The organism is uncultured Azohydromonas sp., assembly GCF_937926365.1.
Taxonomy (GTDB): domain Bacteria; phylum Pseudomonadota; class Gammaproteobacteria; order Burkholderiales; family Burkholderiaceae_C; genus Azohydromonas.
In genome coordinates this window covers 16,273-36,989 of the sequence record NZ_CALAOH010000137.1, presented here as the reverse complement: position 1 = coordinate 36,989, position 20,717 = coordinate 16,273, and the positions used below count along the sequence as shown (strand labels likewise).

Sequence of the window (20,717 nt, the reverse complement as noted above, 5' to 3'; positions counted from 1 at the left end):
CCTTCAGTGGGTGGACAGGGCCGGCTCGCGGTTGGCGGCGGCCATGGCGCGGTTGCGGGCCTTGCGCTCGCGGATGCGGCGGAACAGCACGGGCAGCCAGTCGTCAGGGTCGTCCCCCACTTCGGCGCGCACGGCATCGAGCAACTTCACGTTGTCGGTCGAGCCCGACAGCACCCAGATGGCTTCCTCATGCCCGGTGAGGTCGAACTGCACGACGGCCGACTCGTGGCCCTGCTTGAACAGGAATGCGCGGTCGCCGTGCTGGTCCAGCGTGCGCACGATCTCCAGCTCGGCCGGCGTGAGCTTGAGCACGCCGCAGTAGACTGCCTCCTTGGCCCCCGGATCTGGGAAGCACACCACGGTGGCGGCCTGGCTGGCGACGGTTTCCTCCACTGTGTCGTTGCACAGGTCGCCGGGCTCCTGGGTGTCGAACAGGCACAGCCCGTTCTGCTTGCGAATCGTTTTCGCCTTGTCGCGGGCGAAGGCACCCAGCGCCGGGTCGGCCAGCGGCTTCCAGGCCTCGGCCATGACCAGCATCACGCGGTTGCCGTCCAGGCGGTCCTCCGCGAACTGCAGCAGCGCCATCGTCATGGGCGTGCGGATTTCGGGGCGGTCCAAAAAATCCGTGTAGTCGAACCCGGTCATGCCGCCGCTGCAGTGCGGTAGCGTGTCCGGGGCCTCATCGAAGACCCAGCCCAGCGCCTGCCCGGCGGTCCAGCGGAACAGCCGCTTCTTCAGGCTCAGCTCCTTCCCGTGCGGGCCATCCACCGGCAGCCGCTGCCAGATGGCCGACACGCCGCGCTTTTCCTGCGGTAGCTGGTCGTTGGCGTTCACGGCGGTTTCCAGCGCCGCCTGCTCGCTGGGCAGCCACGGCAGGCCCGGCGTGGACACCATGGCCTTCAGGGTCTCCACCTGCGCGCGGGTGTGCGCCGGGCTCACCGGCCATTGGAAGGGGCAAACGCCCGTGGGCACGCCCTCCTGCAACCGCAGGTAGGTCGCGCGCATGGCGCGCAGGGCGATTTCCAGGCCGCCGTCCTTGTCGAGCACTACCAGGGCCGGCGCGGGCGCCCAATGCCGCGACAGCATCAGCCACGCGGCCTGCAGCGACGTCTTGCCTGAGCCGGTGAGGCCGGTGAACACGCTGATGCCGGGGAACTTCTCGCCTTCGTTGTCCTCACCGGGCCGGCTGGCATGCGGGTTCAGGTACACGCGGCGGTTGGCGCGGTTGCGCGCGGCCATGAGCGTCTGTCCCCAGGGATTGCCGTCGCGCTTGCCGCGGTAGAAGTCATGGCAGGCCGCGAGGGCGCAGAACGCGCGGTGCGAAATGTCGGCGTGGCGCGTGCGGCGACGGTGGTTGCCGGGGCACATGGCGAGCCATGCGTTCTCGGCCAACAAGTCCACCAGCGCCAGGTTGATGCCGTTGCTTTCCGCGAACGTGCCGCGCACGCGCGCCGCGGCCATCAGTGCCTCATCGGCGCTGTTGCCGAACACCGCGAGGCCGTACCAATAGCGCCCGTAGTGCAGCGTACCGCTGCGCACCTCGTCACGCGCACGGTCCATCTCATCAATCTGCGACTGCGAGGCATCGTCGGTGGCGATGAGCTGGCGGCGCTGCGTCTTGAGCACGGACAGCGACTTGCGCATCCCGTAGGGCTCGAAGCAGTGGACCTCGATAAATTCCAGCGGCTCGTACAACAGCGCGTTGAGCCAGCCCGGCTCAACGATGCCCTCGCCATAATCCTGAATGTCGAGCAGGGCCGCGTAGCGGGAGCCCTCCGGGCCGTGGAACTCCACCACGCCGGCGTTGGCTGCCAGGCGCACGCGCGGCAGCCGCCGGTACAGCGGCCCCGGGCTCACGCGCACGGGGCTCCACGAGCCGTTGACCAGCCAGCCGGCGAACTCGCTGACCTCGCAGTACGCACGGCCCCGGTGCTGGCGCTGGCCCAGCAGCCGCGGGTGGAAGTCGCGCAGCGCCCGCAGCATGCTTGCGCTGCGTTCTTCCATCACTCGCAGCGCGTGCTGCAGGTGTTGCCTAATCTGCACCAGGGTGCGGCTGCGGCGGAACAGGCCCTTAGGCAGCGCGGGCGGCCGGTACAGCATGACCAGGTACAGGCGGCTTTCCAGCGAGGGCAACGACTCCAGCACGCTGGCCCACAGGTTGTCGAACACCGTGGCGAAGCCGCCGTCGCGCACGGGGTCCAGGCGATCACTGACGAAGTGCTGCCCGCGCACGATGTAGAACATGCAGTCGGCCTTGGCGCCCTGGGTGCCGATGAGGTTGCACAGCGTCCCGTGGCGGCTCTGGAGGGTCAGCGCCATGGCCGTTTCATAGGGCACGCCGCGCAGCTCGTACACGCGCATCAGGTCGCCATCGCGCGTGCGCATGTCGTGCTCGCTGACCATGCTGGACAGGGACACCACGCGCGCGAAGGGCACGTCCAGCCGCGCCCGGTGCGCCGCGTCGTCGGCGTCAGTGAGGCATCCAAGCATCGCTCGCTCCTTCATTGACGGTTGGGGAGTAGGACCGGCAGCCCCAGAACTTGCGGTTGCGGTGCTTGAGGTTGAGCAGCGTGCGGCACCAGAGTTGGAACACCCGCTGGTCGTCCTTCTTGGTCACGTCGCGCATGACGGCCAGCAGCGGCGCCAGGATGAGGGCGGCCACGGCCAGCCAGTACCAGCGCCCCGAGAGATACCAGCCCCACATGCCGCCCACGAGCGCGACCACCGACAGCCCCAGGGCGGGAGCCATCGGCATATCAAGCAACAGGGCCGGGCGCGTAGCGCCCTTGTAGATACGCTCCTGCATGGCGCTTCAGGCGCCCATGGCCCAGGCGGCAATGATCCCGGCGCTGCCGGCGAGCACGCCGCCCCAGAAGATGTTGGCGATGCTGCCGAAGCGCGCACCCTCGAAAATCATCTTGTAGCTTGCCCAGAGCACCGCGCATGTGAACAGCCCGATGCCCAGCAACTGCAGCATCGTGGCAATGTCGTTGACCATGCGCTGTGGCTTGTCGGTGAGCTGCGCCAGCGCCATGTCGGGCAGCAGCGCCAGCGCGGTGGCGGCCACGGCAGACAGCAGGGCACCAGCGCGGCGGGCAGAGAGAGAACGGCGTTTCATAGCGAGTCCTGATTCGGGGTTTGACGGACAGGGGAAGGAACCGCGGCGGGTGCGTTCGCAACCCGGCCGACATAGCCGTTTGCGAAGCCGCGGCGGGGGTTGCCGGTGTTGAAGCAGCTCAACACTTCGCGCAACGCGGTTTGCGCGTCCCGCGAGGGAGCGCGCTTCTTGCAGTCCAGCAGCACGCGCTGGGCGGCCTGCAGGTTCCGGCAGGTGTCGAAGACGCTGCGCTCATCGAGCCCGAGCCAGTGCCAGTTCGCCACGTTGATCTGTGCGCGGCCAGCATCGAAGTTCACGCCCAGCCGGCGCAGCTCGCGCGCCGTCGCCACCGCCTCGCCCAGCGTGCGCGGCTGGCGCAGCAGCCGCACCGGGCCGCGGTTCACGCCGATGGCGAACGGGTTGTGCCGGCTCTCCGAGTGCATCACGCGCAGCAGCAGCCGGGGATGCACCTCGGGGGCGCAGCGCGCCATGTCGGCCATCAGGTCGGCGCTCTCCATCAGTGGCCGCCACCCTAGTCATAGCAGGTCAGCGGCGGCTGCGCGGGCGGCTGCGTGGCGACCCAGGCTCGGTAGTCCAGATCAAATGTCGGATCAATGGCCGTGCCCAGCGCAGCGCGCGCCGCCTCGCTGTATTCGATGACGGCGCCGTTTTCGACCGCGCCGGTGTTGAACCACACGCGGGTCCACGAGGGGTTGCCGTCCTGCGCCACGTTGATGACGCCGGTCTTGGTACAGCCGGTGAGCACCTGGCGCCCGCAGGCGTCCAGTTCATAGAGTCCGTACTGCGGCGGACACGCCGCGGGGGTGGTGTACGACAGCGACACGTTGGGCGCGTCTTTGCAGGTCGGCCAGCACCGACCGCGCGCCATGCACTTGAGCGCCTCCTTGACGTCGGGCACACATTCGCTGATCTGCTGCCAGGGCCCTGCAAGACAAAGGATGACTTTGCATCCATCGAACGCCATAGCTGGCATGCAAACGGACGTCCCCACCGCTGCCAAGGCAGCGGCTGCCACGAGGTACTTCATTTGGGGGTACTCCAGCGGTCTCAGCGCATGCGTTGAGACAACATCAATCGCTAGATTCGCGCACTTGATGCGCCACTGTAGGCGGCTGTTTATATAAACAGCAAATCCATTGCACGTTTGTTTGTATTACGTTGTTTCGCGCAACCAACCCCTTAATCAAGCCCAACTTCCACCGCTCGCCGTTTTCGTGCTTGATATGCGAGAAGCTTCACTTTCCGATCCCGAGGAGACAACTTTTGGACGCTCTGGACCCCGGCGCTTCGCACGAGGAGAGGCCGCACAATCGCGCGCCACTCCCCCTGATTTACATGGCAAAGAATCAGACGCCCGAGGTACCAGAAGGCGCATCCGAGATCACCGCGTGGTGTCTGCGCGCTCTACTAGCTCGCCACGGCGTGCCCAAGCACAAACAGTGGAGCATCGTTGCGAAAACGCTGGAACTCAGTCGCTCTCAGAGCAACCGCAAGCTGACGGGAAAGCAACCGCTGACGCCACCGGAGGTGGAGCAGATCGCGCGGCGCTTCGGAGAGACATTTCTGCAGGTGATGGAGCCTGCGCTGATGGCCGGCACGGAGCCGGCGCTGTTGGTCGTCGACAGCGCGCGCCTGCCGTGCAAGGTGCGGCTTCGACCAGGAGAGGCGTTGCCACCGTTCGCTGCGAGATACGTTGCGCTGGGCGCACCTGGCCAGTGGGTGGTTGTATCCTCATCGGGCATTACGATGGCCGCGCGTGAAGTGGACTTGCTGTTGATGCAGCACCAGCCGTCATCACCGGAGAGCATCTGACGCAGCAGGTGAACAGGCATTCGCCCTTCCCCATTCCGGATGCCCCTTGTCCGGCAAACCGCCGGGCGTGATCATTCCCGCTCACGGCAATGACCAGGGCTGTGAGATTGCCCGGTGCAGCAAGTTGAGCAGCTACTGGCTGACCGTGGTGTAGCGGCTGTCCGTGAGCGAGCGCAAGGCCGAGTTGAAGCCTTCGTGCACTCCATCGCGGGCAGGTAATTCGTGTCGGCCAACAAACAGGTGCTGGGAAGATACAGAGCAGAGGTTCCTGCAGCACTGCTGCCAAGATGACTGCTGGCAGCCGTTCGCCTTGAACTCACAGGAAGAGAACATTCTGTGCGCGATGGCCACCATCGAAGCCAGCTGACTGGTCAGCAGCCCCACCAGGCAGGCAAGAGCTGTCCCGTCCGGTGTCCTCCCCTGATCCCGTCCCTGTCATCAACCGGAGTGCCACATGGTCGACGAGCGCCCTGCCCCCTTGACGCTGAACGATGCGACAAACCTGTCCGACGTGGTGCTGGTGGATGAATTCGTCGAGGTCGACTGGAAGAAGGATGGAGCGTTCTACCGCTTCTCTTGCAGCGAAAAGCCGAACCTGAAACTGCGTTTCGATGCCAGCCAGGTGCTTGATGTACTCGATGCCGAAACCGGTGTCTTTTTGGCAAAGGACGCCCAGGGTTTCGCGCACATGGTCACTTTCTACAGCGTGCCCAGCCGGTACGAGTTCAACCGGCTCGGTGCCGCGTGGTTCGTAGACCCAGGCGACGAGGAGCCAGAGCAGCCCAAGCGCACGCCTGAGGAACAGGCAGCCCACGAAGCGGAACTGGAGGCGCTGATTGCCGAGCAGGAAGCCCCAACCGACATGCCTCGATGGAACGCGGTCCTGGACCGCATCGTGGCCGAGAACACTGCGCTCATGCACAAGCACGGCATCGCGCGCAAGGCCGGCAAGCACGCGAAGCCAGGTAGCAAGGGCTGACCTGTAGCGCCGCCCTGCTGCAGTGGACCGGCAGAGAATCATGCCCTTCTCAAACAGGGCAAAGGTTATAGTGTTCCCATACTTCCAAAACTTCTTATGACACGGGCCGACCACGTTCCCATCTCTCCTGATCTGCTGGCGCGCAGCCAGGAGGTACGCCAGCAGCGCCTGGCCGCCGACGACATGCTTTCCATGGACGAAGCCGCCGACTTGGCCGGCGTGAGCCGCAAGACCATCGGCGCCTGGATCGACAAGGGGCGCGCCATTGGGCTGTCGCAGATCAAGCGAGGGTTCAAGCTGCCGCGCTGGCAGTTCGACCCGGGCATGTGGGACGTGGTGCCGAAGCTGGCCGCCGCGCTGCACACGACCGAGGGATGGGCGCTTCTAGCCTATCTCGAAACCCCGCTTGGTGAGCTGGACGGGCGCACGCCGCGTCAGGCCATCGAGCAAGGCGACGGCGAGCGCGTGCTGCTGCTGGCCAACCACAATGGAGAAGCATGATGCCCGCACGCGTTCTGACCCTCACCAACCAGAAAGGCGGCGTGGGCAAGTCAGCGCTGGCCGTGCTGATTGCCCACTACTTGCGCTCGCTCGGCGCGCGCGTGCTTGCGGTGGACTTCGACCACCAGGGCAACTTCACGGACCCGCTCACGAAGTCTGGCAAGTGGGTGGTGTCGAGCACCACCGCCGACAAGCTGCTGACGGACCCGGAGGCCACCGTCGAGGACGCACCCTTCGTGCTGGTGCCGCGGACCAAGGAGGCGCTGCAGGAGCTGGAGCGCCAGCCGGCGCGCTATACCGACTTCGCCCGCAACCTGCGCTCGTTCTTCAGCCGGCACCGCGACCGCTTCGACTACGTGCTCATCGACACCAACCCCACGCCTGACATTCGGGTGCTGGCCGCGTTGGTGTCTTCTGACTTCGTGCTTGCGCCGATCACGCTGACGCAGGAGGCCATCACCGGCATCGGCGATCTGCTGGCACATCCGCGTGTGGGCATTGCCACGGTGCAGCAGCAGTTCAACCGCAAGCTGCGCTTCATGGGGATGCTGCCGATGATGGTGGAGCCCACGCCCTTCCAGAGGGCGAACCTTGAGGTTCTGATGGGCACCCCGCAATACCGGGCGCGCCTGCTGACGCTGGTGGACGAGCCCAAGAGCGGCGCCGACTTCGCCTTCATCAAGAAGGCTGTCGCCATTCAGGAAGTTCAGGCGTCCGGGCAGGAACTGTTCGCGGTGCGCAAGACCGCCGCCCGCGAGGCATGGAACGAGATCAAACCCGTGATGCACCGTATCGCCACTCTGATGGGAGCCGCCTGATGGCCGCACTGCCAACTCTGGACCTGCCACCCCTGCTCGACGTTGCGGGCCTCGGTGACGACCTGCCGCCGCGCGAGGAACCGCCGCGCATGGCGCTGGATCTGATCGACGAAGACCCGCACCAGCCGCGCAAGCAGTTCAACCCGCAGACGCTGCAGGAGCTGGCCGACAGCATCACGGCAGCCAGGGGTGTGCTGCAACCCGTGTCGCTGCGCCCTAACCCGGACGCGCCTGGGCGCTACATCATCAACTTCGGGCACCGCCGCTGTCGCGCCGCGCGCATGGCCGGGCTGGCTGATGTGCCGTACTTCATCGGCCACCAGTGCGACTCGTTTGCCCAGATTATCGAGAACGAGCAGCGCGATGACTTGTCGCCGCTGGACTTGGCCGCCTTCATCCGGGACCGCGTGGCCGAGGGCTTCTCGCAGCAGGAAATCGCACAGCGCCTCGGTAAGAGCAAGGGCTATGTCAGCAAGGCCGCGGCGCTGGCCGAGGCTCCGGCGGTGGTGGTGGAGGCAGTGCGCACCGGTAAGGTGGTCGGCGTGACGCCGGCCTACGAGCTGATCAACCTGCACGCGGCACACCCCGAGGCAGTGGAGCAGTTGGTGGCCGCGCCGCAGGAAGTCACGCGCGCTGCCATCGTGGAACTGCGCGAGCGGCTGGAGACGCCACCGGCTGTTGCCGTTTCAGCGCAGGCAACCGAGGCGTCGGCGTCGGCGCCTGCGGCGACCACCCCGGCGAAACAAGCCAAGGCAGCTGCTGTTGGTCAAACGGCGAAGCCGGCGCCTACCGCGCTGGTATTGATGGCCGAGTACAAGGGGCAGCCGCTGGAACTGGACACGACGAACGCACCGCCTGCGCCGGGGCATCTGTTCGGACGCCGGCCGGGCAGCACGCGCCGGCTGACCGTGCCGGCGTCCGACGTGAAGCTCGTCGGATTCGTGCAGGGCTGACCTGTCACGCAGGAAAGTTTCCCCGGGGAAACTTTCCTTTTTGTGCCACATTCAACTGCACTATCCCTACTGTGACTTCGTTGCTCAGGGACTGTTCTCGGTGCAGCTCTGGATGGACATCGAGCGTTTCCCCCAACTCCCGACGTTGCCAAAGCTGAAGTGATGGGCAGGGCATCCTTGTCATGTTGCAGGTAGCGGGCCGTACTTCGGCCGGGTTCTGATGGAGACGTTCACGATCCGCAAGGCATGCGTGGCTGCCGACGAAGAGTTGAAGCACATGCCGCGCGAGCAGGAGCACGATGCCGACGTCTTGGCAGGAGCAGCAGCCGACCACGGCGATAGGACAAAGGGTGGTGTTCAGCAGTTCCACCGGTCGCGGGAGTGGCGCGAGGCCCGCTGCTCATGGCAGTGGAGCACTGGCATCAGCCGGCCGGCCCCTCCCATGCATCGGTACGGTGAGCTGGACGCGGACACCGGCTAGTTTGGCGTGTGGGGTGCCACGAACTGAAACTGTGCAGGGCAGCTGACAACCGGCAGCGGGCGGGCTGGGACAATGCCAAACCGTTGGCGATGGCCACGAAACTGCTACAAAAGTGCTCGGTAGGCGACACGGTGGAACTCGATGTCTGAAGTCAAGGGCCGGCAGACGCTGAACGTGGACCTGGGCGAGCTGAAGCCGCTGGTGCTGGAGGCTGCGCAGATTCAGGGGAAGGGCGCGGCGGCGTGGGTGCGGGAGCAGTTGGCGCGGGCGCTGCAGACGCCGCCTGTACCTGCCACGCGGGTGTCTGCACGGCGCTCTGGCGGGCGCTGGGTGACGGCGACCTACCGGCTGTTGGCCGAGGAAGCCGACGCGCTACGCGCCGGGGCTGAGGCTGACGGCGTGTCGCAGGCCGAGCACGTGGGGCGGCTGGCGCTGGCGCATGACGCCGGCATTTCAAGACTGCAGATGCTTGATGCGCTGCACGGGCTGACCGAGCGGCTCCAGGCGCTGGAGCTGGCGTTGCAGGCAAGCCAGCAGAGGCCGGAGCTGGCAGCAGTGCTGCGTGAGGTGCGGGTGCAGTCAAAACGGACGGCGGGGATGGTGGAGGCGGTGAGCGCCACGCGGCGCAGCCGACGGGCATGAGCGGCATGGAGCAGGTCAACACGGCGCTGGCGGCCTGGTACGCGCGGCTGTTCTATCCGCGCTCAAAGCGCGGGCCGGCGGCCGATGACCCGCGGCTGCCTATGCCCCATGCCAAGGCGTCCCCGGCCGAGATCCGCAACCACATCAGGCGAGTGGTGCGCGGCGCCCCAGTGGTGATGGTGAAGATCACGGGCACGCCCACAGGCATGCGCGGCATCCGTTCGCACCTGAGCTACATCACTGAGCGTGGCGAGCCGCTGTACGACGAGCAGGGCCGGGAGTACCGCACGCCCGATGAGGTGAAGACTTTTGGGGACCACCTGCGCTACGCCGGCTCGCCCATTCCGGTCGATGGCAGCCGGCGCGAGGCTTTCGCCCTGGCGCTGGACATACCCGCGGGCGATGCGCGCGCGGTGCAGGCTGCGGCGGTGGAGTTTGCGCAGCGCGAGTTCGCCGGTCACCGCTGGGCCTGGGCCTTCCACAGTCACCAGGGGCACCCGCACGTCCATCTGATCGTGCGCGCGGAAGGGTGGCGAGGGAAGCGGCTGGACCCGCGCAAGGCCGACCTGCACCGCTGGCGCGAGGTGTTCGCGCAGGCGCTGCGCGCGCGGGGCGTGGAAGCTGACGCCACGAACCGCATGGTGCGGGGTACGGTGCGGGACAAGGAGCCAATCTACGTCACCCGGGCGCGCGCGGCCGGAACACTTGAGCGCGAGCACCCGCTGCGGGACCGAGTAACGGTCAAGGCTCAGACCATCGAACGTGCGCTGCAGGCGTGGGGGTACATCCACGCGGCGCTGGCCGCCTCGCCGGATACGGCCGACCAAGCGCTGGCGCAGGACGTGCGCGCGTTTGTGGAGCGCATGCCCATGGTGGAGCACTTGGCGGGCATGGCCCGGCAGCGTGTGCAGGAGAAGCAGCGCCAGTCGGTGGAGCAGGTTCCGCAGCAGGGTCAGGAGCCCGAGCCCGGGCGGTGATTGGTCCTACGCCTGTTGCTGCGGCGAGCCCACGTCGCGCCCACCGGTCATGACGGGAAACGTGGCCGACAGCGGCAGGAAGCCCCAATCCGGCCAGTCGGGCAGGGCAGGGCGCTTCCCTTGTCGCTTCGGAACTGGTCGCACACCTTCCAGGCATGCGGGTAGTGCTTCCCGAGGGCGGTCTGGATCTCGCGCGGGCAACAGGTGTGGTGGTCAACGGCGCTGGAAGCGCATGGGCTGATCTTGCCCGCTGCCTGTTGGGTGGTCACGCCCGCTGTGCTTCAAGTTCGGCCAACTGCTGGCATAGCTGGTAGCGGTCCTGGGTGTCGGTCGCGACTGGGTGCTTGGTATCGCCGCAGCTGCGGCGTTCCTGATCTACGGGTCCAGCGTCACGCCGCCTGCGCCAGCGCCAGCCGGATCTCCACGGCGTCGAATGGCACGAAGACCTTGTCGTCGCTGTCGCGTTCGATCAGGCCCAACTCGACCAGGCGCGCCAGGTCTGAATGGACGTTCGAGTAGTTGCGCTCCGCTGCTTTGACCAGGGCGTAGACGGTGGACGCTCCCGTGCCGCGCAGCACGTTGAGCAACTCCAGCCGCGCCGGAGTAAGTTCCGAGAACAGCAGCCGCGCACTCTCGAAGGACAGATGGAAGTCCGCTTCCAGTCCGCGGCGGGACTGCTCAAGCTGACGCGCCGCCGCGCTGAAGATGGAGTTCCTGAGCGCTACCTCGATGATCGCTTTCATGATGGCCTCCATTGGCGCACATCGCTCTCGAAATCAGCCAGCAGCTGCTCCACCGTGGTGAAGCAGTAGACATCTTCCCGCTCGCAAATGTGGCGATGGTCGCCCTTGCCGCGCTCGTTGTCGTAGCGCACGCGGCACACCCCTGCGGCGCCGAAGTAAAGCCGGTACTTGAAGGTGTGCTGGCTGCACCTCTCGCAGCCGGTTCGTACAAGCTCTCCACGTTGTCCGCGATGTGCGCCAGCGAAACCGTCACATGCCTTTTTCACCGGCTCTGTTCAGCTTGGCAGGCCAGACAAGGGGCAGTGAGTTGCTGGGCTTTCGATCTCGCCAAGCCCGTACCTCGCGATGAGCAAGGCGGCATCATTGCGGCATGTACAAGACCGACAACGACCTGCCCAAGGGTTGGGTGAAGCCCGTTGCCAAACCGACACCCGAAACCCTCCGGGCTCGCATTGCTGAGTTGCGCACCGAGCTGGCCGAGGCCGAAGGCCAACTGCGCGAGATGGAAGAGGGCGCCCGACTGGAGGCGCTGGTGAAGGTGCGCAATCTCATGCGGGCATTCGAGCTGACGCCGGCGGATCTTGGGCTGGTGCCAGCTGCGAAGCGCCGGGGGCGGCCGCGCAAGAACTCCGGCTGAAGAACGTCATGGCGCCGCCTCGAAAAGGTGGGGTGCTGAATTCCCGGGATCAGCTGGCGCCGGCACGTCGTCGTCCATTTCTTCAAAGCCTGTGCCCGCAGCCCGGACGGTGTAGTGCCGCGCGCATTGGCCGCGCTGGCGCGCGCCACGCCGTTCTCGCCACCGCGCTGTGCGGACCTCCGGTCCGCCCTGGAGCGCCAGCGCCTTTGCCCCGAAGCACGCCTGGCGTCAGAGAACGCTGATGCCCAGGCTCGAAACCAGGTCGAGGACTTCTCGCCGCAGCGCCGGTGATGAGCCGATACAGGTGTTCTCGACCACGGTGAACGGCGGCCTGGGCATTCGCTGTTCGACGAGCATCAGACAGCGAGCCGAGTCGTTGCGGCGAGACGTGTAGCCGATGGCCGCGGCGCCGGGCCGCTGGATCAGGGCAGCCTCGGCCCACGGCCGGGTCAGGCCATAGTCCGCGGGGAGGCTGTCGATCAACTGGGCGCGGGTGAGGCCCAGGGCCGGCAGGTCATGGCTGTGCAAGCTCACGTACTCGAACGGATCGGACAGCTGGATCCTGGCCAGGTACGACACGTCCAGCCCCGTCTTGTCGAAGAAGGCTGCCACCCCGAGAGGGATGTCGTGCAGCACGGACTCCAGGTACGCCCCCTCGCGGCTGCTGGCCACGTAGTAGGTGTGGGCCCAGCTGCCGTCGGCAAGCCTGATGGGGGCGAACCGCGTGCTTCCCCAGCCCTGGTTGAAGCTCAGCGCCGTGTTGGCCGCGTAGGGCGCCCTCTTGCTGTAGACGTGGTACCAGAAAGGCGCGTCCTCGCGCGTGAGTTGCCGCACGACGAACCGCTCGTCCACGCCCGGGGCGCGAGGGGGCGTGTACGTCATGCGACATAGCTGGAACTGCGCAGGCCGGCAGCTCGAACGACCGCCTCCTCGTCGTCCAGGAAATCCTTCGGCGCTTGCGGACGGTGCTCAGGATCGTCCTTGCGAACCAGCCAGCCGTTGGGGAAGTGAAACCAGGCCACGAGCGTCCAGGGGTCCGCCACGGGTCCGAAGGCCTGGAGGATGGAGCGGATGACGGGCAGCGGCTGCATGGCGGCATCGAACTGGTAGGCGGGGTACAGGTCCATGCCGCGCGGGCTCGCGACCGAGAAGATCCGGCCGCGGCGCTTCCAGTCAGCCACTGCCCGGGCGTGGCCGTCATTGGCCGCCTGGATCTCGGCGGCCGTGAACCACGGCGTCTGCTGCGTGAGCAGCTTGATGGTCTTGTTGCGCTCGATGCGCTCGCGCACCAGGTCGGCGGACGGCGTGGCCACGCCCACCAGCAACTGCGCCAGTTGATCCGCGTCGGCCACGAGCTTGGGGCCAAGCACTTGCGCAGCCTTGCTCAGCGCCTCCTGGAGCGAGCTCAGGAGATCCGGCGTCACTTCCTGGGGCAGGTCGATCATCGCCGGCTGCTCCTTTTTCGGGAGCGACAGCGTCTTGATGAAGTCCTCCGAGACCAGAGCCATGCGCATCACAACCCCCTTGATCGACACACATGCTGCATCTTAACAAGATACGGCAAGTGTGGCATGCCTTGCTGTGACGTCTCTACGCTGGGGACCAGCAGCAGTTGCAGGGGAGGGGACTGACAGGCGGCGCAGCCCGGACCGGTTCGCGCACCCGGTAGACCGTGGACCTGCTGCACCGGCCGCGAGACTTCGGCCCTGCCGCCACGCCGGCCTGTGGCCCGGTATGACCTGCGGTGCGGTTTCCGGTCGTGCGCGCAAGCGGGCCATGGCCGAGGCGCAGGCCAAGCAGATGGAGAACGACGCGCGGCTGAAGATGCTGGTGAAGCTTCGCAAACTCCCACGCGTGTGGCTGACGCCAGCGGACCTGGGGACTGGTCCCGGCACCGAAGTGGCCAAGCCGGCCGCGCAAGGGGCAACCATAAGGTGGACTGGTTCCTGTGCGGTGCTCAGCCTCTGCGAGCCCGCTCACGCAGCATGAACAGGTAAAGGCTTTCCACCTTTTCCCGCGCCCAGGGCGTCTTGCGCAGGAACTTCAGGCTTGGCGACACGCTGGGCTGGCTGCTGAAGCAGCGCATGGGCACCCGCTCGGCCAGGCCGGCGCAGCCGTAGTGGCCGGCCAGTGCCGTGACGATCATCTCCAGGGTGACGCCGTGCAAGGGGTCGCGTGGCTGGGCTACAGGGCCTCGCCGCACTGCTGCGGGCAGCGAAACGCCGCGGGTGCTCGGGCATTGCAGCGTCCCGGTGCTGGTGGTGCGCTAGAGGAGCGGCCGGCAGCGCTGGCTGGGCAGATGGCCCGGGTTCGGACCGTCCAGCGCCAGCCAAGTCAGCCAAGTCAGCCAAAGTACTCCTCCATGTCGATGCTGGAGCACACCCCCACCGTGGCGGCATAGTCCGCAAGCCAAGCTGCCGCGCGCTCGTGCCCCTTGTCCTGCAGCAACTCCAGGTACGGCATGTGGGCCAGCAGACGGGTTTCCGGCCGCTGCATGCTGGGAGCGTGGCCGGGCTCGATCATGTGAAAGCGCATGGCCTGCAGCTTGCGCTCCAGCCGCCCTCGGCCGATGAACGACGGCGCGGCAAACGACATCGCCCGGGAGAACTGCTGCATCTCGCGCATGAAGTGGGCATTGAAGCCCAGTTCCGTGATGCGCTCGCGGATCTCCGCCGGGGTGTGCGGGGTGTCATTGCGGGCAAGCGGGCTCAGCAGCACCAGCAGCACGTCGGTGCTGTCGCACTCGTAGAACAGCGGAAACACGGCCGGGTTGGCCGAGTAGCCGCCGTCCCAGTACGGCTGGCCGTCGATCTCCACGGGATGGTGGATCTTGGGCAGGCAGGCCGAGGCCAGCAGCACATCGACCGTCAGTTCCGATTCCCGGAATACCCGTAGCCGGCCGGTGTTGGCTTGGGTGGTGCCGATGAAGAGCTTGAACGGGCTGTGCTGGCGCAGCCGCTCAAAGTCGATCTGCCGTACGAGCAGGTCGCGCAAGCCATTGAGCGCCATAGGGTTGAGCTGAGCCGGCGAGAACTGCGTTGCCAGGCTGGCGAGCATCCTGCCGGCCGGTGTGAGGCTGACCTCCTCGCCGATGCGCTGGGCCAGCAGCGTGCCGGGCATCATCTGGCCGATGGCGGACCAGAAGGCGGCCAGCGCGGCCCGCGCGCCATCGCGCCCGCCCTTGGCCCAGCCATCGGCCATCACGACTGCGTTCATCGCGCCGGCGCTGCTGCCGCTCACGCCCTCGAAGTCCAGCCGCGCGTCGTCGAGCAGTGCATCCAGCACGCCCCAGGTGAACGCGCCATGCGCGCCGCCACCCTGGAGTGCCAGGTTTACGGTTTTCCTCCCCTGGCCGGTGCCCCAGGCGCGCGGCCTGAGCGAGCCGGCGTCTCGGGTGCCGCCGCTTCGAAGCCGCTGCCATGCAGGCTCGATCAAGCCCTGCGCCAGGTTTCTTTTGTCATTGCGTGCCATGTGTTTTCTGTTCCTGTGGTGGCCACCGCTTGTGGCGATGGCCTTCAAGGCCGGGACATGCCCGGAGCGTGCAGAACGCGGCATGCCGCGTCGTCCATGCTGCGCTGCAGCAATCCAGGGGCCAGCATAGGTGTTAACCCTGATATTTGCGGCATAACCCGGGTCGACACGCCACAGGTGGGCCACGGCCCGATGGTGCAGCGGCATGCCCCCTCCCTGCCGGTGCGCCGTGCCGCGGCTGCCCGTTCGTGCAGCGGGTGTGCAGCCGCAGGCGTGCGAGGCGCCTACGCCGGGCCCGGGGTCGCTGTCGATACCGGCGCGGTAGCGCTCGCATCACGAGGCGCAGTTCCATCCCGCGCGCCCCCGTGGGACGCGCACCGGCTCGTGGCGGCGGGCCGCATCGGTGCCGCCTGCGGGTTCACCGCACCGACCTCGTGAGCCAACCCGGGGCCGCTGCGTTCGGCCGCATGTTCAGGCGCACCTTCGCCGGCATCTCGCCCGCCAGTGCCCCGGCACCATGCCCGCCGAGCGGGTTGGCGCGACGATTGGCCCTGGGCCCTTTACGACGCCTCCCAGCCCCGACCTCGTCCGCCCAGGCGCACAGGCTGATGGTCCACGGACGAGTCCATGGCAGGCGGGCTGCGCCGCTCCCGCGTCCTGGCTCCGTGAGCTTGCCGGCCCCCCGCCCAGGGCCCGTTGCCGTCAGCCCCGCGGACCGGCGCCATCGAGCACACGCGCCAGTCGCTCGACATCGACCGGCTTGTCCAGCGCGTGGTGGAAGAGGGCCGTCGATGAAGCGATCGCGACGTACTTCGCATTGCCCGAGACGGCAATCAGCCGGGGCGTGCGCTCACGCAGGCGCGCCTGGATGGCCGCTGCGGCGTCGAAGCCGTTGAGCCCCGGCATTTCCATGTCGAGCAGGACCACGTCCGGTGGCGCGCTCGGGCCGCAAGCAAGGTCCACGGCCTGCTGGCCGTCGAAGGCCACGGTGACGGCCAACGGCACCGGGCTGATGAGCGGGAGCAGTTCCGCCAGGGACTGCGCGGCATCGTGGTCATCGTCGACGACCAGTATGCGCAAGCACCGCGGTGACCCGTCCATGCGCCGCTGCGAGCAAAATGGGCTCCTATGCCATCGCGATCGACGCGGGCTGCGTGCACAGAGGGAGGGCCGGTGCGACTTGCCGACTTCATCGAGCGGAACATGCCCACGATCGTCAACGCGTGGGAGGACTTTGCCGCAACGCTTTTTCCCGCCGCGGCCCAGGCCAGCTCGGGCACGCTGCGCGATCATGCCGAGCAGATCCTGCAGGCCATTGCCGAGGACCTCAGGACGCCGCAAACGCGCCAGGAGCAGGCCGCCAAGTCCAAGGGACAGGCGACGGGCTCGCCCATCCAGGGCAGGACGGCCGCGCAGACGCATGCGCTGCTACGTGCCGCCAGCGGGTTCTCGATGCAGCAGTTGGTGGCCGAGTACCGCGCCCTGCGCGCGAGCGTGCTGCGCCTGTGGTTCGACGCCGAGCCGCCGGGGCTGCAGGCCGTGGAGGACATCGGCCGCTTCAACGAGGCCATCGACGAGGCGGTCGCCGAGTCGGTCGACTTCTTCTCCAGGGAGGTGGACCGCTGGCGCAACGTGTTCCTGGGCGTGCTGGGCCATGACCTGCGCGGCCCGCTCAACGCCATCCTGATGACGTCGCAGCTCATCTCCAGGATCGGCGACGGCACGCCGGTGTGCGAGCCTACCGCGCGGCTGATCCGCAGCGGCGAGCGCATGAAGCAGTTGCTGGACGACCTGCTCGACTACAGCCGCACGTCGCTGGAGCTGGGGCTGCCGGTGTCACCGGCGCCTTGCGACCTGGCCGCGGTGTGCCAGGAGGAGGTCGAGGTGCAAAGAGCCGCGCTGCCCGGCTGCCGCATCGAGTACGCGGCAGCCGGCGCGACGCAGGGCACCCGGGATGCCTCGCGCATCCGGCAAGTCGTGGGCAACCTGGTCACGAACGCGGCCCGGTACGGCCATCCGGCCAGCCCGGTGGCGGTGAGGCTGCGTGGCGGCGATGCCGACGTGCGGCTGTCCGTGGAGAACGAGGGCCCCACGATCCCGCGCGAAACCATCGAGTTCCTGTTCGAGCCGCTGCGCCGGGCCGCGGAGGGCAGCGCCCAGGCCGAGCGCACCAGCATGGGACTGGGCCTGTTCATCGTCCGGCAGGTGGCGCAGGCCCACGGCGGCACGGTGAGCGTGGACTCGGCCGATGGCCGCACGGTATTCACCGTCTTGCTGCCCAGGACGCCGCGCCAGGCGGCTTGAGGACGTGCCACCGCCGCTGCGGCGGTCACGAAGGTTGTGTCGGGCGCGCGGGTGCCAGGCAGCGCGAGCGCGTGCCGCGTCGGTCTGCAGGACCCAGCATGCGCCTCGCCATCCTGGCCGATGCGCGATCAATGCGGCCATGGCCTGTGACCAGGGCAGGGCAGGGCTGCGCAGCTGTCGCAAGTGCTTGCCAGCCTTGGACCTTCAACCGGTACAAGATCAAACTGAAGACTTCGCCGAGCTTTTGTCTATGGGAGATTATGAGTGCTTATCTGCATTATCACTTGCGCCATGCTGTTTTTACGCATATACAATAAATAGGTGAATGAACGACTGACATGGGACGAAGCCAAGCGGCGCTCCAACCTGCTCAAGCACGGTCTGGACTTCGTGAACGCCACCGCCGTGCTCGATTCGCGCTACCGCTTCGACGTCACGACGGTGCGCCATGGCGAAACCCGGGTGCAGTCGTTCTCCTACGTGATGGGCCGGCTGGCAGTGCTGACGGTCGTGCACGTGCAGCGCAGCCAGGAGCAGCGCATCATCAGTTTCCGGCCCGCCAGCCAGGAGGAATCGGAGGTCTACTATGAGTGGCTCGCAGAAGAAGCCGAGTGAGCGCCAGGCAATCCTCGAGGCGCTGAAGTCGCCGCCGCCCGAGGGCTACTACGTGTGGGATGGCGTTGATGAGGACGAGCGTCCCGCCACGGCCGAAGAATTGCAAGCCGCCTTGGCAGCAGCGCGCCGCAGACGCGGTCGCCCCGCGGGCTCGACCAAGACCCAGATCGCCCTGCGCGTGGATGACGATGTACTGGAAGCGTTCAAGGCCAGCGGGCCCGGATGGCAGACGCGCATGAACGAGGCGCTGCGCGATTGGCTCAAGTCCCACCCAGGCGGTGCGTCCGGCGGGCGGTGAGCCAACGCACGTGCTTGCGTACCAACGAGGGCGTGAAGCTGCGGCATCAAGCGCTGGCCAGTGAGAAATTGTTCTCGCAAATCGAACAGCAGCCCTGATGAAGCACGACACCGCCCCCGGCTAGGCTGCCGTGTGGTGACGATTCGAACAGACAGCAATAGTGGCGGCTGGCCGTTCGCCGACGGCGAAATGGCACAGCACTTGTCCCGGCATGACTGGACAGCCACGCCGTTGGGCGCCATCGAGCTCTGGCCAACGCCGCTGCGCATGGCCGTGGAGCTCATGCTCGCGAGCCGCCAGCCCAGCTACATCGCCTGGGGGCCGCAGCACACCTTGCTCTACAACGACGGCTACCTCCCGTGCCTGGGCAGCAAGCACCCCGCCGCGCTGGGCCAGCCCTATGCGCGGGTGTGGCCCGAGATCTGGGAGGAATACCGGCCCATCGCCGAGGCGACGTTGCGCGGGCAGTCCCACTACTTCGTTGACCGCCCGGTGCCGCTGCAAGGGCGCGCGGGGCGGCCCATGAGCTGGTTCACCTTTTCCTGGACGCCGCTGCGCGACGACGCGGGGCGGGTCGCGGGATTCTTCTGTGTAGCGACCGAGACGACCGACCAGGTCCTGGCGCGGCAGGTGTACCAGCAGTCCGAGCTGCGGCACGCCTACTTGCTCAAGCTCAGCGACGCGCTGCGGCCACTGGCCGACGCGCAACGCATCAAGGCCACGGCCACGCGGACCCTGGGTGAGGAGCTGGGTACCGACCGGGTTCTCTACGCCGAGCACGTGCGCAAGGACGACGAGGACCTCTGGCTGATCGAGGACGCGTACTGCCGGCCCGGCCTCGATTTCCCGGACGGCCTGTACCCGCTCAAGAGCTTCGGCCGGGACGCCTACGAGGCGCTGCAGGGGCGCCCCGTCATCGTTCACGACGTGGCCCACGATCCCGGTATCGCCGAGCCGGCCAGGCAAGCGTTCACGGCGCTGTCCATCTCAGCCTACGCGGCGTTGCCCCTCATAAAGGACGGCAAGTTCGTGGCGCTGCTGGCGATGAACCAGTCAACGCCGCGCCAGTGGACGGCGCTGGAGCTGGCACTGTTGCAGGAGACGGCAGAGCGCACCTGGGAAGCCGTGGAGCGCGCCCGCGCGCAAGCGGCGCGGCGTGAAAGCGAGAAGACGTTGCGTCTTGCCCTGGACGCCGGTGGCATGGGTGTGTTCATCTGGGATCTCGGCGCGGACGGCCTGCAGTGGGATGCGCGGCAGTACGAGCTGTTCGGCGCCGACAGGCGCCAAGGCGACATGACCGGAGCGCGCGCGCTGTCGCTGGTGCACCCCGAGGATCGGCCGGCGCTGGAGTCGGCGATCCGCGCCGTGGTCGACGCGGGCCAAGGCACGTTCCGCTTCGAGTTCCGGGTGCCGCAGCCCGATGGCCGGGTGCGCTGGGTGGCTGGGCGCGCGCAGGTGCTGCCAGGACCCGACAGTCGGGCGGTTCGAATGATCGGGCTCAACTTCGACACGACACAGGCGCACGAGGCCGAGGCAGCGCTGGCCGCCATCAATGCCACCCTGGAGCAGCGGGTGCAGCAGCGCACGGCCGAGCTGGCCACTGCGCGCGATGCGGCCGAGGCCGCCAGCCGGGCCAAAAGTGCCTTCCTGGCGCACATGAGCCACGAGTTCCGCACGCCGCTCAACGCCGTCATTGGCCTGAGCCAGCTGCTGCAGCGATGCTGCCTGCCTGATGACGGCGCACGCTACGTACGCCACATTCACCAGGCCGGCGAGCAGCTGCTGGCGCTGACCAACGACGTGCTCGACCTTTCGCGCATCGAGGCCGGCGAGATGCATCTGGAGGCCGTGCCGTTCGAGCTGCCACGGCTGCTCGATGCGGCGCGGGCCCTGGTGCAGCCACAGGCCGAGGCCAAATTCCTGAAGCTGGTGACCGATGTTGCAGCGGCGCTGCCCCGGTTCCTCGTCGGCGACCCGCTGCGGCTGCGCCAGGTGCTGCTCAACCTGCTGTCCAACGCGGTGAAGTTCACGGCCAGCGGCGGGGTGACGTTGCGCGTGCGACAGCTCGCACGTAACGGCCCACTGGCTGTATTGCGCTTCGACGTGGTGGACACGGGCATCGGGATCACGCCCGAGCACCAGGAGCGCATCTTCGAGCCGTTCACGCAGGCCGATGGCTCCATCACGCGGCGCTTTGGCGGCACGGGGCTGGGCCTCTCCATCGTGCGGCGCCTGGTGGACATGATGGGCGGGACGCTGGTGGTGGCAAGCCAGCCGGGGCAGGGCAGCACGTTCAGCGTGAGGCTGACGCTGGAGATACCTCCAGATCAAGGTTGAAGCTGTAGCTGAGCACACGCTCGCCAGCTGC

At 67.3% G+C, this 20,717-nt stretch carries 25 protein-coding genes; 12 read left to right on the top strand and 13 right to left on the bottom strand.

The window, feature by feature from the left end; genetic code table 11:
• Positions 1-3: 3 nt before the first annotated feature.
• Genes Q0741_RS14630 through Q0741_RS14610 form a run of 5 tightly spaced genes read right to left on the bottom strand, consistent with a single transcriptional unit; the run spans position 4 to position 4,016 of the window.
• Positions 4-2,490, bottom strand: a complete 2,487-nt coding sequence (locus tag Q0741_RS14630; protein WP_298233944.1) for a VirB4 family type IV secretion/conjugal transfer ATPase — start codon at positions 2,488-2,490, stop codon at positions 4-6.
• Entirely contained in the window at positions 2,471-2,806 is a 336-nt protein-coding gene (locus tag Q0741_RS14625) for a VirB3 family type IV secretion system protein (protein ID WP_298233943.1), read from the bottom strand. The genes Q0741_RS14630 and Q0741_RS14625 overlap by 20 nt, the downstream gene beginning before the upstream one ends.
• Positions 2,807-2,812: 6 nt before the next feature.
• A complete protein-coding gene (locus Q0741_RS14620) occupies positions 2,813-3,118 on the bottom strand; it encodes a TrbC/VirB2 family protein (protein ID WP_298233942.1) in 306 nt (101 codons plus the stop codon).
• Positions 3,115-3,615 (bottom strand): lytic transglycosylase domain-containing protein, encoded by a 501-nt coding sequence (locus Q0741_RS14615; protein ID WP_298233941.1) that lies wholly within the window; start codon positions 3,613-3,615, stop codon positions 3,115-3,117. Before Q0741_RS14615 ends, Q0741_RS14620 begins: the two co-directional genes overlap by 4 nt.
• A gap of 14 nt (positions 3,616-3,629) precedes the next feature.
• Complete coding sequence (locus Q0741_RS14610) at positions 3,630-4,016, bottom strand: hypothetical protein (protein ID WP_298233940.1); 387 nt, start codon at positions 4,014-4,016, stop codon at positions 3,630-3,632.
• A 365-nt stretch (positions 4,017-4,381) separates the two neighbouring features.
• On the opposite strand from Q0741_RS14610, the gene Q0741_RS14605 reads away from it, so the two are divergent.
• The 5 genes from Q0741_RS14605 to Q0741_RS14585 all read left to right on the top strand — a co-directional run bounded on the left by Q0741_RS14605 (position 4,382) and on the right by Q0741_RS14585 (position 8,181).
• Positions 4,382-4,930, top strand: coding sequence for a helix-turn-helix domain-containing protein (locus Q0741_RS14605; protein WP_298233939.1), 549 nt, complete (start codon positions 4,382-4,384; stop codon positions 4,928-4,930).
• Between the two features lie 454 nt (positions 4,931-5,384).
• Positions 5,385-5,909 (top strand): hypothetical protein, encoded by a 525-nt coding sequence (locus Q0741_RS14600; RefSeq protein ID WP_298233938.1) that lies wholly within the window; start codon positions 5,385-5,387, stop codon positions 5,907-5,909.
• A 96-nt stretch (positions 5,910-6,005) separates the two neighbouring features.
• Complete coding sequence (locus tag Q0741_RS14595) at positions 6,006-6,410, top strand: hypothetical protein (protein WP_298233937.1); 405 nt, start codon at positions 6,006-6,008, stop codon at positions 6,408-6,410.
• A complete protein-coding gene (locus Q0741_RS14590; RefSeq protein WP_298233936.1) occupies positions 6,410-7,228 on the top strand; it encodes a ParA family protein in 819 nt (272 codons plus the stop codon). Before Q0741_RS14595 ends, Q0741_RS14590 begins: the two co-directional genes overlap by 1 nt.
• A complete protein-coding gene (locus Q0741_RS14585) occupies positions 7,228-8,181 on the top strand; it encodes a ParB/RepB/Spo0J family partition protein (RefSeq protein ID WP_298233935.1) in 954 nt (317 codons plus the stop codon). The genes Q0741_RS14590 and Q0741_RS14585 overlap by 1 nt, the downstream gene beginning before the upstream one ends.
• Positions 8,182-8,185: 4 nt before the next feature.
• On the opposite strand, the gene Q0741_RS14580 is transcribed toward Q0741_RS14585, so the two are convergent.
• The gene (locus tag Q0741_RS14580; RefSeq protein WP_298233934.1) at positions 8,186-8,551 is read right to left on the bottom strand and encodes a hypothetical protein; all 366 of its coding nucleotides are present in this window, start codon (positions 8,549-8,551) and stop codon (positions 8,186-8,188) included.
• A 252-nt stretch (positions 8,552-8,803) separates the two neighbouring features.
• Between Q0741_RS14580 and Q0741_RS14575 the strand changes: the two genes are divergently transcribed.
• A complete protein-coding gene (locus tag Q0741_RS14575) occupies positions 8,804-9,304 on the top strand; it encodes a hypothetical protein (protein WP_298233933.1) in 501 nt (166 codons plus the stop codon).
• Entirely contained in the window at positions 9,301-10,281 is a 981-nt protein-coding gene (locus Q0741_RS14570) for a relaxase/mobilization nuclease domain-containing protein (protein WP_298233932.1), read from the top strand. The genes Q0741_RS14575 and Q0741_RS14570 overlap by 4 nt, the downstream gene beginning before the upstream one ends.
• A gap of 389 nt (positions 10,282-10,670) precedes the next feature.
• Here the strand turns inward: Q0741_RS14570 and Q0741_RS14565 are convergent, their stop codons facing one another.
• Both Q0741_RS14565 and Q0741_RS14560 read right to left on the bottom strand, forming a co-directional pair.
• On the bottom strand, positions 10,671-11,024 hold the full coding sequence (locus Q0741_RS14565; protein WP_298233931.1) for a transcriptional regulator: 354 nt from the start codon (positions 11,022-11,024) through the stop codon (positions 10,671-10,673).
• A complete protein-coding gene (locus Q0741_RS14560; RefSeq protein WP_298233930.1) occupies positions 11,021-11,290 on the bottom strand; it encodes a DUF6516 family protein in 270 nt (89 codons plus the stop codon). The genes Q0741_RS14565 and Q0741_RS14560 overlap by 4 nt, the downstream gene beginning before the upstream one ends.
• A gap of 104 nt (positions 11,291-11,394) precedes the next feature.
• Between Q0741_RS14560 and Q0741_RS14555 the strand changes: the two genes are divergently transcribed.
• Entirely contained in the window at positions 11,395-11,661 is a 267-nt protein-coding gene (locus Q0741_RS14555; protein WP_298233929.1) for a hypothetical protein, read from the top strand.
• 228 nt (positions 11,662-11,889) lie between these two features.
• Here Q0741_RS14555 and Q0741_RS14550 read toward each other — a convergent pair whose 3' ends face one another.
• The 5 genes from Q0741_RS14550 to Q0741_RS14530 all read right to left on the bottom strand — a co-directional run bounded on the left by Q0741_RS14550 (position 11,890) and on the right by Q0741_RS14530 (position 16,212).
• The gene (locus Q0741_RS14550) at positions 11,890-12,543 is read right to left on the bottom strand and encodes an RES family NAD+ phosphorylase (protein ID WP_298233928.1); all 654 of its coding nucleotides are present in this window, start codon (positions 12,541-12,543) and stop codon (positions 11,890-11,892) included.
• Positions 12,540-13,169 (bottom strand): hypothetical protein, encoded by a 630-nt coding sequence (locus Q0741_RS14545; RefSeq protein ID WP_298233927.1) that lies wholly within the window; start codon positions 13,167-13,169, stop codon positions 12,540-12,542. The genes Q0741_RS14550 and Q0741_RS14545 overlap by 4 nt, the downstream gene beginning before the upstream one ends.
• 449 nt (positions 13,170-13,618) lie before the next feature.
• Positions 13,619-13,876: a VF530 family protein gene (locus tag Q0741_RS14540; protein WP_298233970.1), complete on the bottom strand. Its 258-nt coding sequence runs from the start codon at positions 13,874-13,876 to the stop codon at positions 13,619-13,621.
• A 128-nt stretch (positions 13,877-14,004) separates the two neighbouring features.
• Positions 14,005-15,339: a patatin-like phospholipase family protein gene (locus tag Q0741_RS14535; RefSeq protein WP_298233926.1), complete on the bottom strand. Its 1,335-nt coding sequence runs from the start codon at positions 15,337-15,339 to the stop codon at positions 14,005-14,007.
• A gap of 495 nt (positions 15,340-15,834) precedes the next feature.
• On the bottom strand, positions 15,835-16,212 hold the full coding sequence (locus Q0741_RS14530) for a response regulator (protein WP_298233925.1): 378 nt from the start codon (positions 16,210-16,212) through the stop codon (positions 15,835-15,837).
• Positions 16,213-16,260: 48 nt separating this feature from the next.
• Between Q0741_RS14530 and Q0741_RS14525 the strand changes: the two genes are divergently transcribed.
• The 4 genes from Q0741_RS14525 to Q0741_RS14510 all read left to right on the top strand — a co-directional run bounded on the left by Q0741_RS14525 (position 16,261) and on the right by Q0741_RS14510 (position 20,686).
• Positions 16,261-17,436, top strand: coding sequence for an ATP-binding protein (locus tag Q0741_RS14525; protein WP_367184119.1), 1,176 nt, complete (start codon positions 16,261-16,263; stop codon positions 17,434-17,436).
• A gap of 321 nt (positions 17,437-17,757) precedes the next feature.
• Positions 17,758-18,051 carry a BrnT family toxin gene (locus tag Q0741_RS14520; RefSeq protein ID WP_298233923.1) on the top strand — a complete coding sequence of 98 codons (294 nt, stop codon included), beginning with the start codon at positions 17,758-17,760 and terminating at the stop codon, positions 18,049-18,051.
• Positions 18,023-18,349, top strand: a complete 327-nt coding sequence (locus Q0741_RS14515; RefSeq protein WP_298233922.1) for a BrnA antitoxin family protein — start codon at positions 18,023-18,025, stop codon at positions 18,347-18,349. The genes Q0741_RS14520 and Q0741_RS14515 overlap by 29 nt, the downstream gene beginning before the upstream one ends.
• 201 nt (positions 18,350-18,550) lie before the next feature.
• Entirely contained in the window at positions 18,551-20,686 is a 2,136-nt protein-coding gene (locus tag Q0741_RS14510; protein ID WP_298233921.1) for an ATP-binding protein, read from the top strand.
• Positions 20,687-20,717 lie beyond the last annotated feature (31 nt).

What these genes read in the sequence shown, in the direction of transcription:
- Q0741_RS14630 (WP_298233944.1), bottom strand. Translation starts at nt 2,490, where the DNA reads ATGCTTGGATGCCTCACTGACGCCGACGACGCGGCGCACCGGGCGCGG.
- Q0741_RS14625 (WP_298233943.1), bottom strand. Translation starts at nt 2,806, where the DNA reads ATGCAGGAGCGTATCTACAAGGGCGCTACGCGCCCGGCCCTGTTGCTT.
- Q0741_RS14620 (WP_298233942.1), bottom strand. Translation starts at nt 3,118, where the DNA reads ATGAAACGCCGTTCTCTCTCTGCCCGCCGCGCTGGTGCCCTGCTGTCT.
- Q0741_RS14615 (WP_298233941.1), bottom strand. Translation starts at nt 3,615, where the DNA reads ATGGAGAGCGCCGACCTGATGGCCGACATGGCGCGCTGCGCCCCCGAG.
- Q0741_RS14600 (WP_298233938.1), top strand. Translation starts at nt 5,385, where the DNA reads ATGGTCGACGAGCGCCCTGCCCCCTTGACGCTGAACGATGCGACAAAC.
- Q0741_RS14595 (WP_298233937.1), top strand. Translation starts at nt 6,006, where the DNA reads ATGACACGGGCCGACCACGTTCCCATCTCTCCTGATCTGCTGGCGCGC.
- Q0741_RS14590 (WP_298233936.1), top strand. Translation starts at nt 6,410, where the DNA reads ATGCCCGCACGCGTTCTGACCCTCACCAACCAGAAAGGCGGCGTGGGC.
- Q0741_RS14585 (WP_298233935.1), top strand. Translation starts at nt 7,228, where the DNA reads ATGGCCGCACTGCCAACTCTGGACCTGCCACCCCTGCTCGACGTTGCG.
- Q0741_RS14575 (WP_298233933.1), top strand. Translation starts at nt 8,804, where the DNA reads ATGTCTGAAGTCAAGGGCCGGCAGACGCTGAACGTGGACCTGGGCGAG.
- Q0741_RS14570 (WP_298233932.1), top strand. Translation starts at nt 9,301, where the DNA reads ATGAGCGGCATGGAGCAGGTCAACACGGCGCTGGCGGCCTGGTACGCG.
- Q0741_RS14565 (WP_298233931.1), bottom strand. Translation starts at nt 11,024, where the DNA reads ATGAAAGCGATCATCGAGGTAGCGCTCAGGAACTCCATCTTCAGCGCG.
- Q0741_RS14555 (WP_298233929.1), top strand. Translation starts at nt 11,395, where the DNA reads ATGTACAAGACCGACAACGACCTGCCCAAGGGTTGGGTGAAGCCCGTT.
- Q0741_RS14550 (WP_298233928.1), bottom strand. Translation starts at nt 12,543, where the DNA reads ATGACGTACACGCCCCCTCGCGCCCCGGGCGTGGACGAGCGGTTCGTC.
- Q0741_RS14545 (WP_298233927.1), bottom strand. Translation starts at nt 13,169, where the DNA reads ATGGCTCTGGTCTCGGAGGACTTCATCAAGACGCTGTCGCTCCCGAAA.
- Q0741_RS14535 (WP_298233926.1), bottom strand. Translation starts at nt 15,339, where the DNA reads ATGCCGCTGCACCATCGGGCCGTGGCCCACCTGTGGCGTGTCGACCCG.
- Q0741_RS14525 (WP_367184119.1), top strand. Translation starts at nt 16,261, where the DNA reads ATGCCATCGCGATCGACGCGGGCTGCGTGCACAGAGGGAGGGCCGGTG.
- Q0741_RS14515 (WP_298233922.1), top strand. Translation starts at nt 18,023, where the DNA reads ATGAGTGGCTCGCAGAAGAAGCCGAGTGAGCGCCAGGCAATCCTCGAG.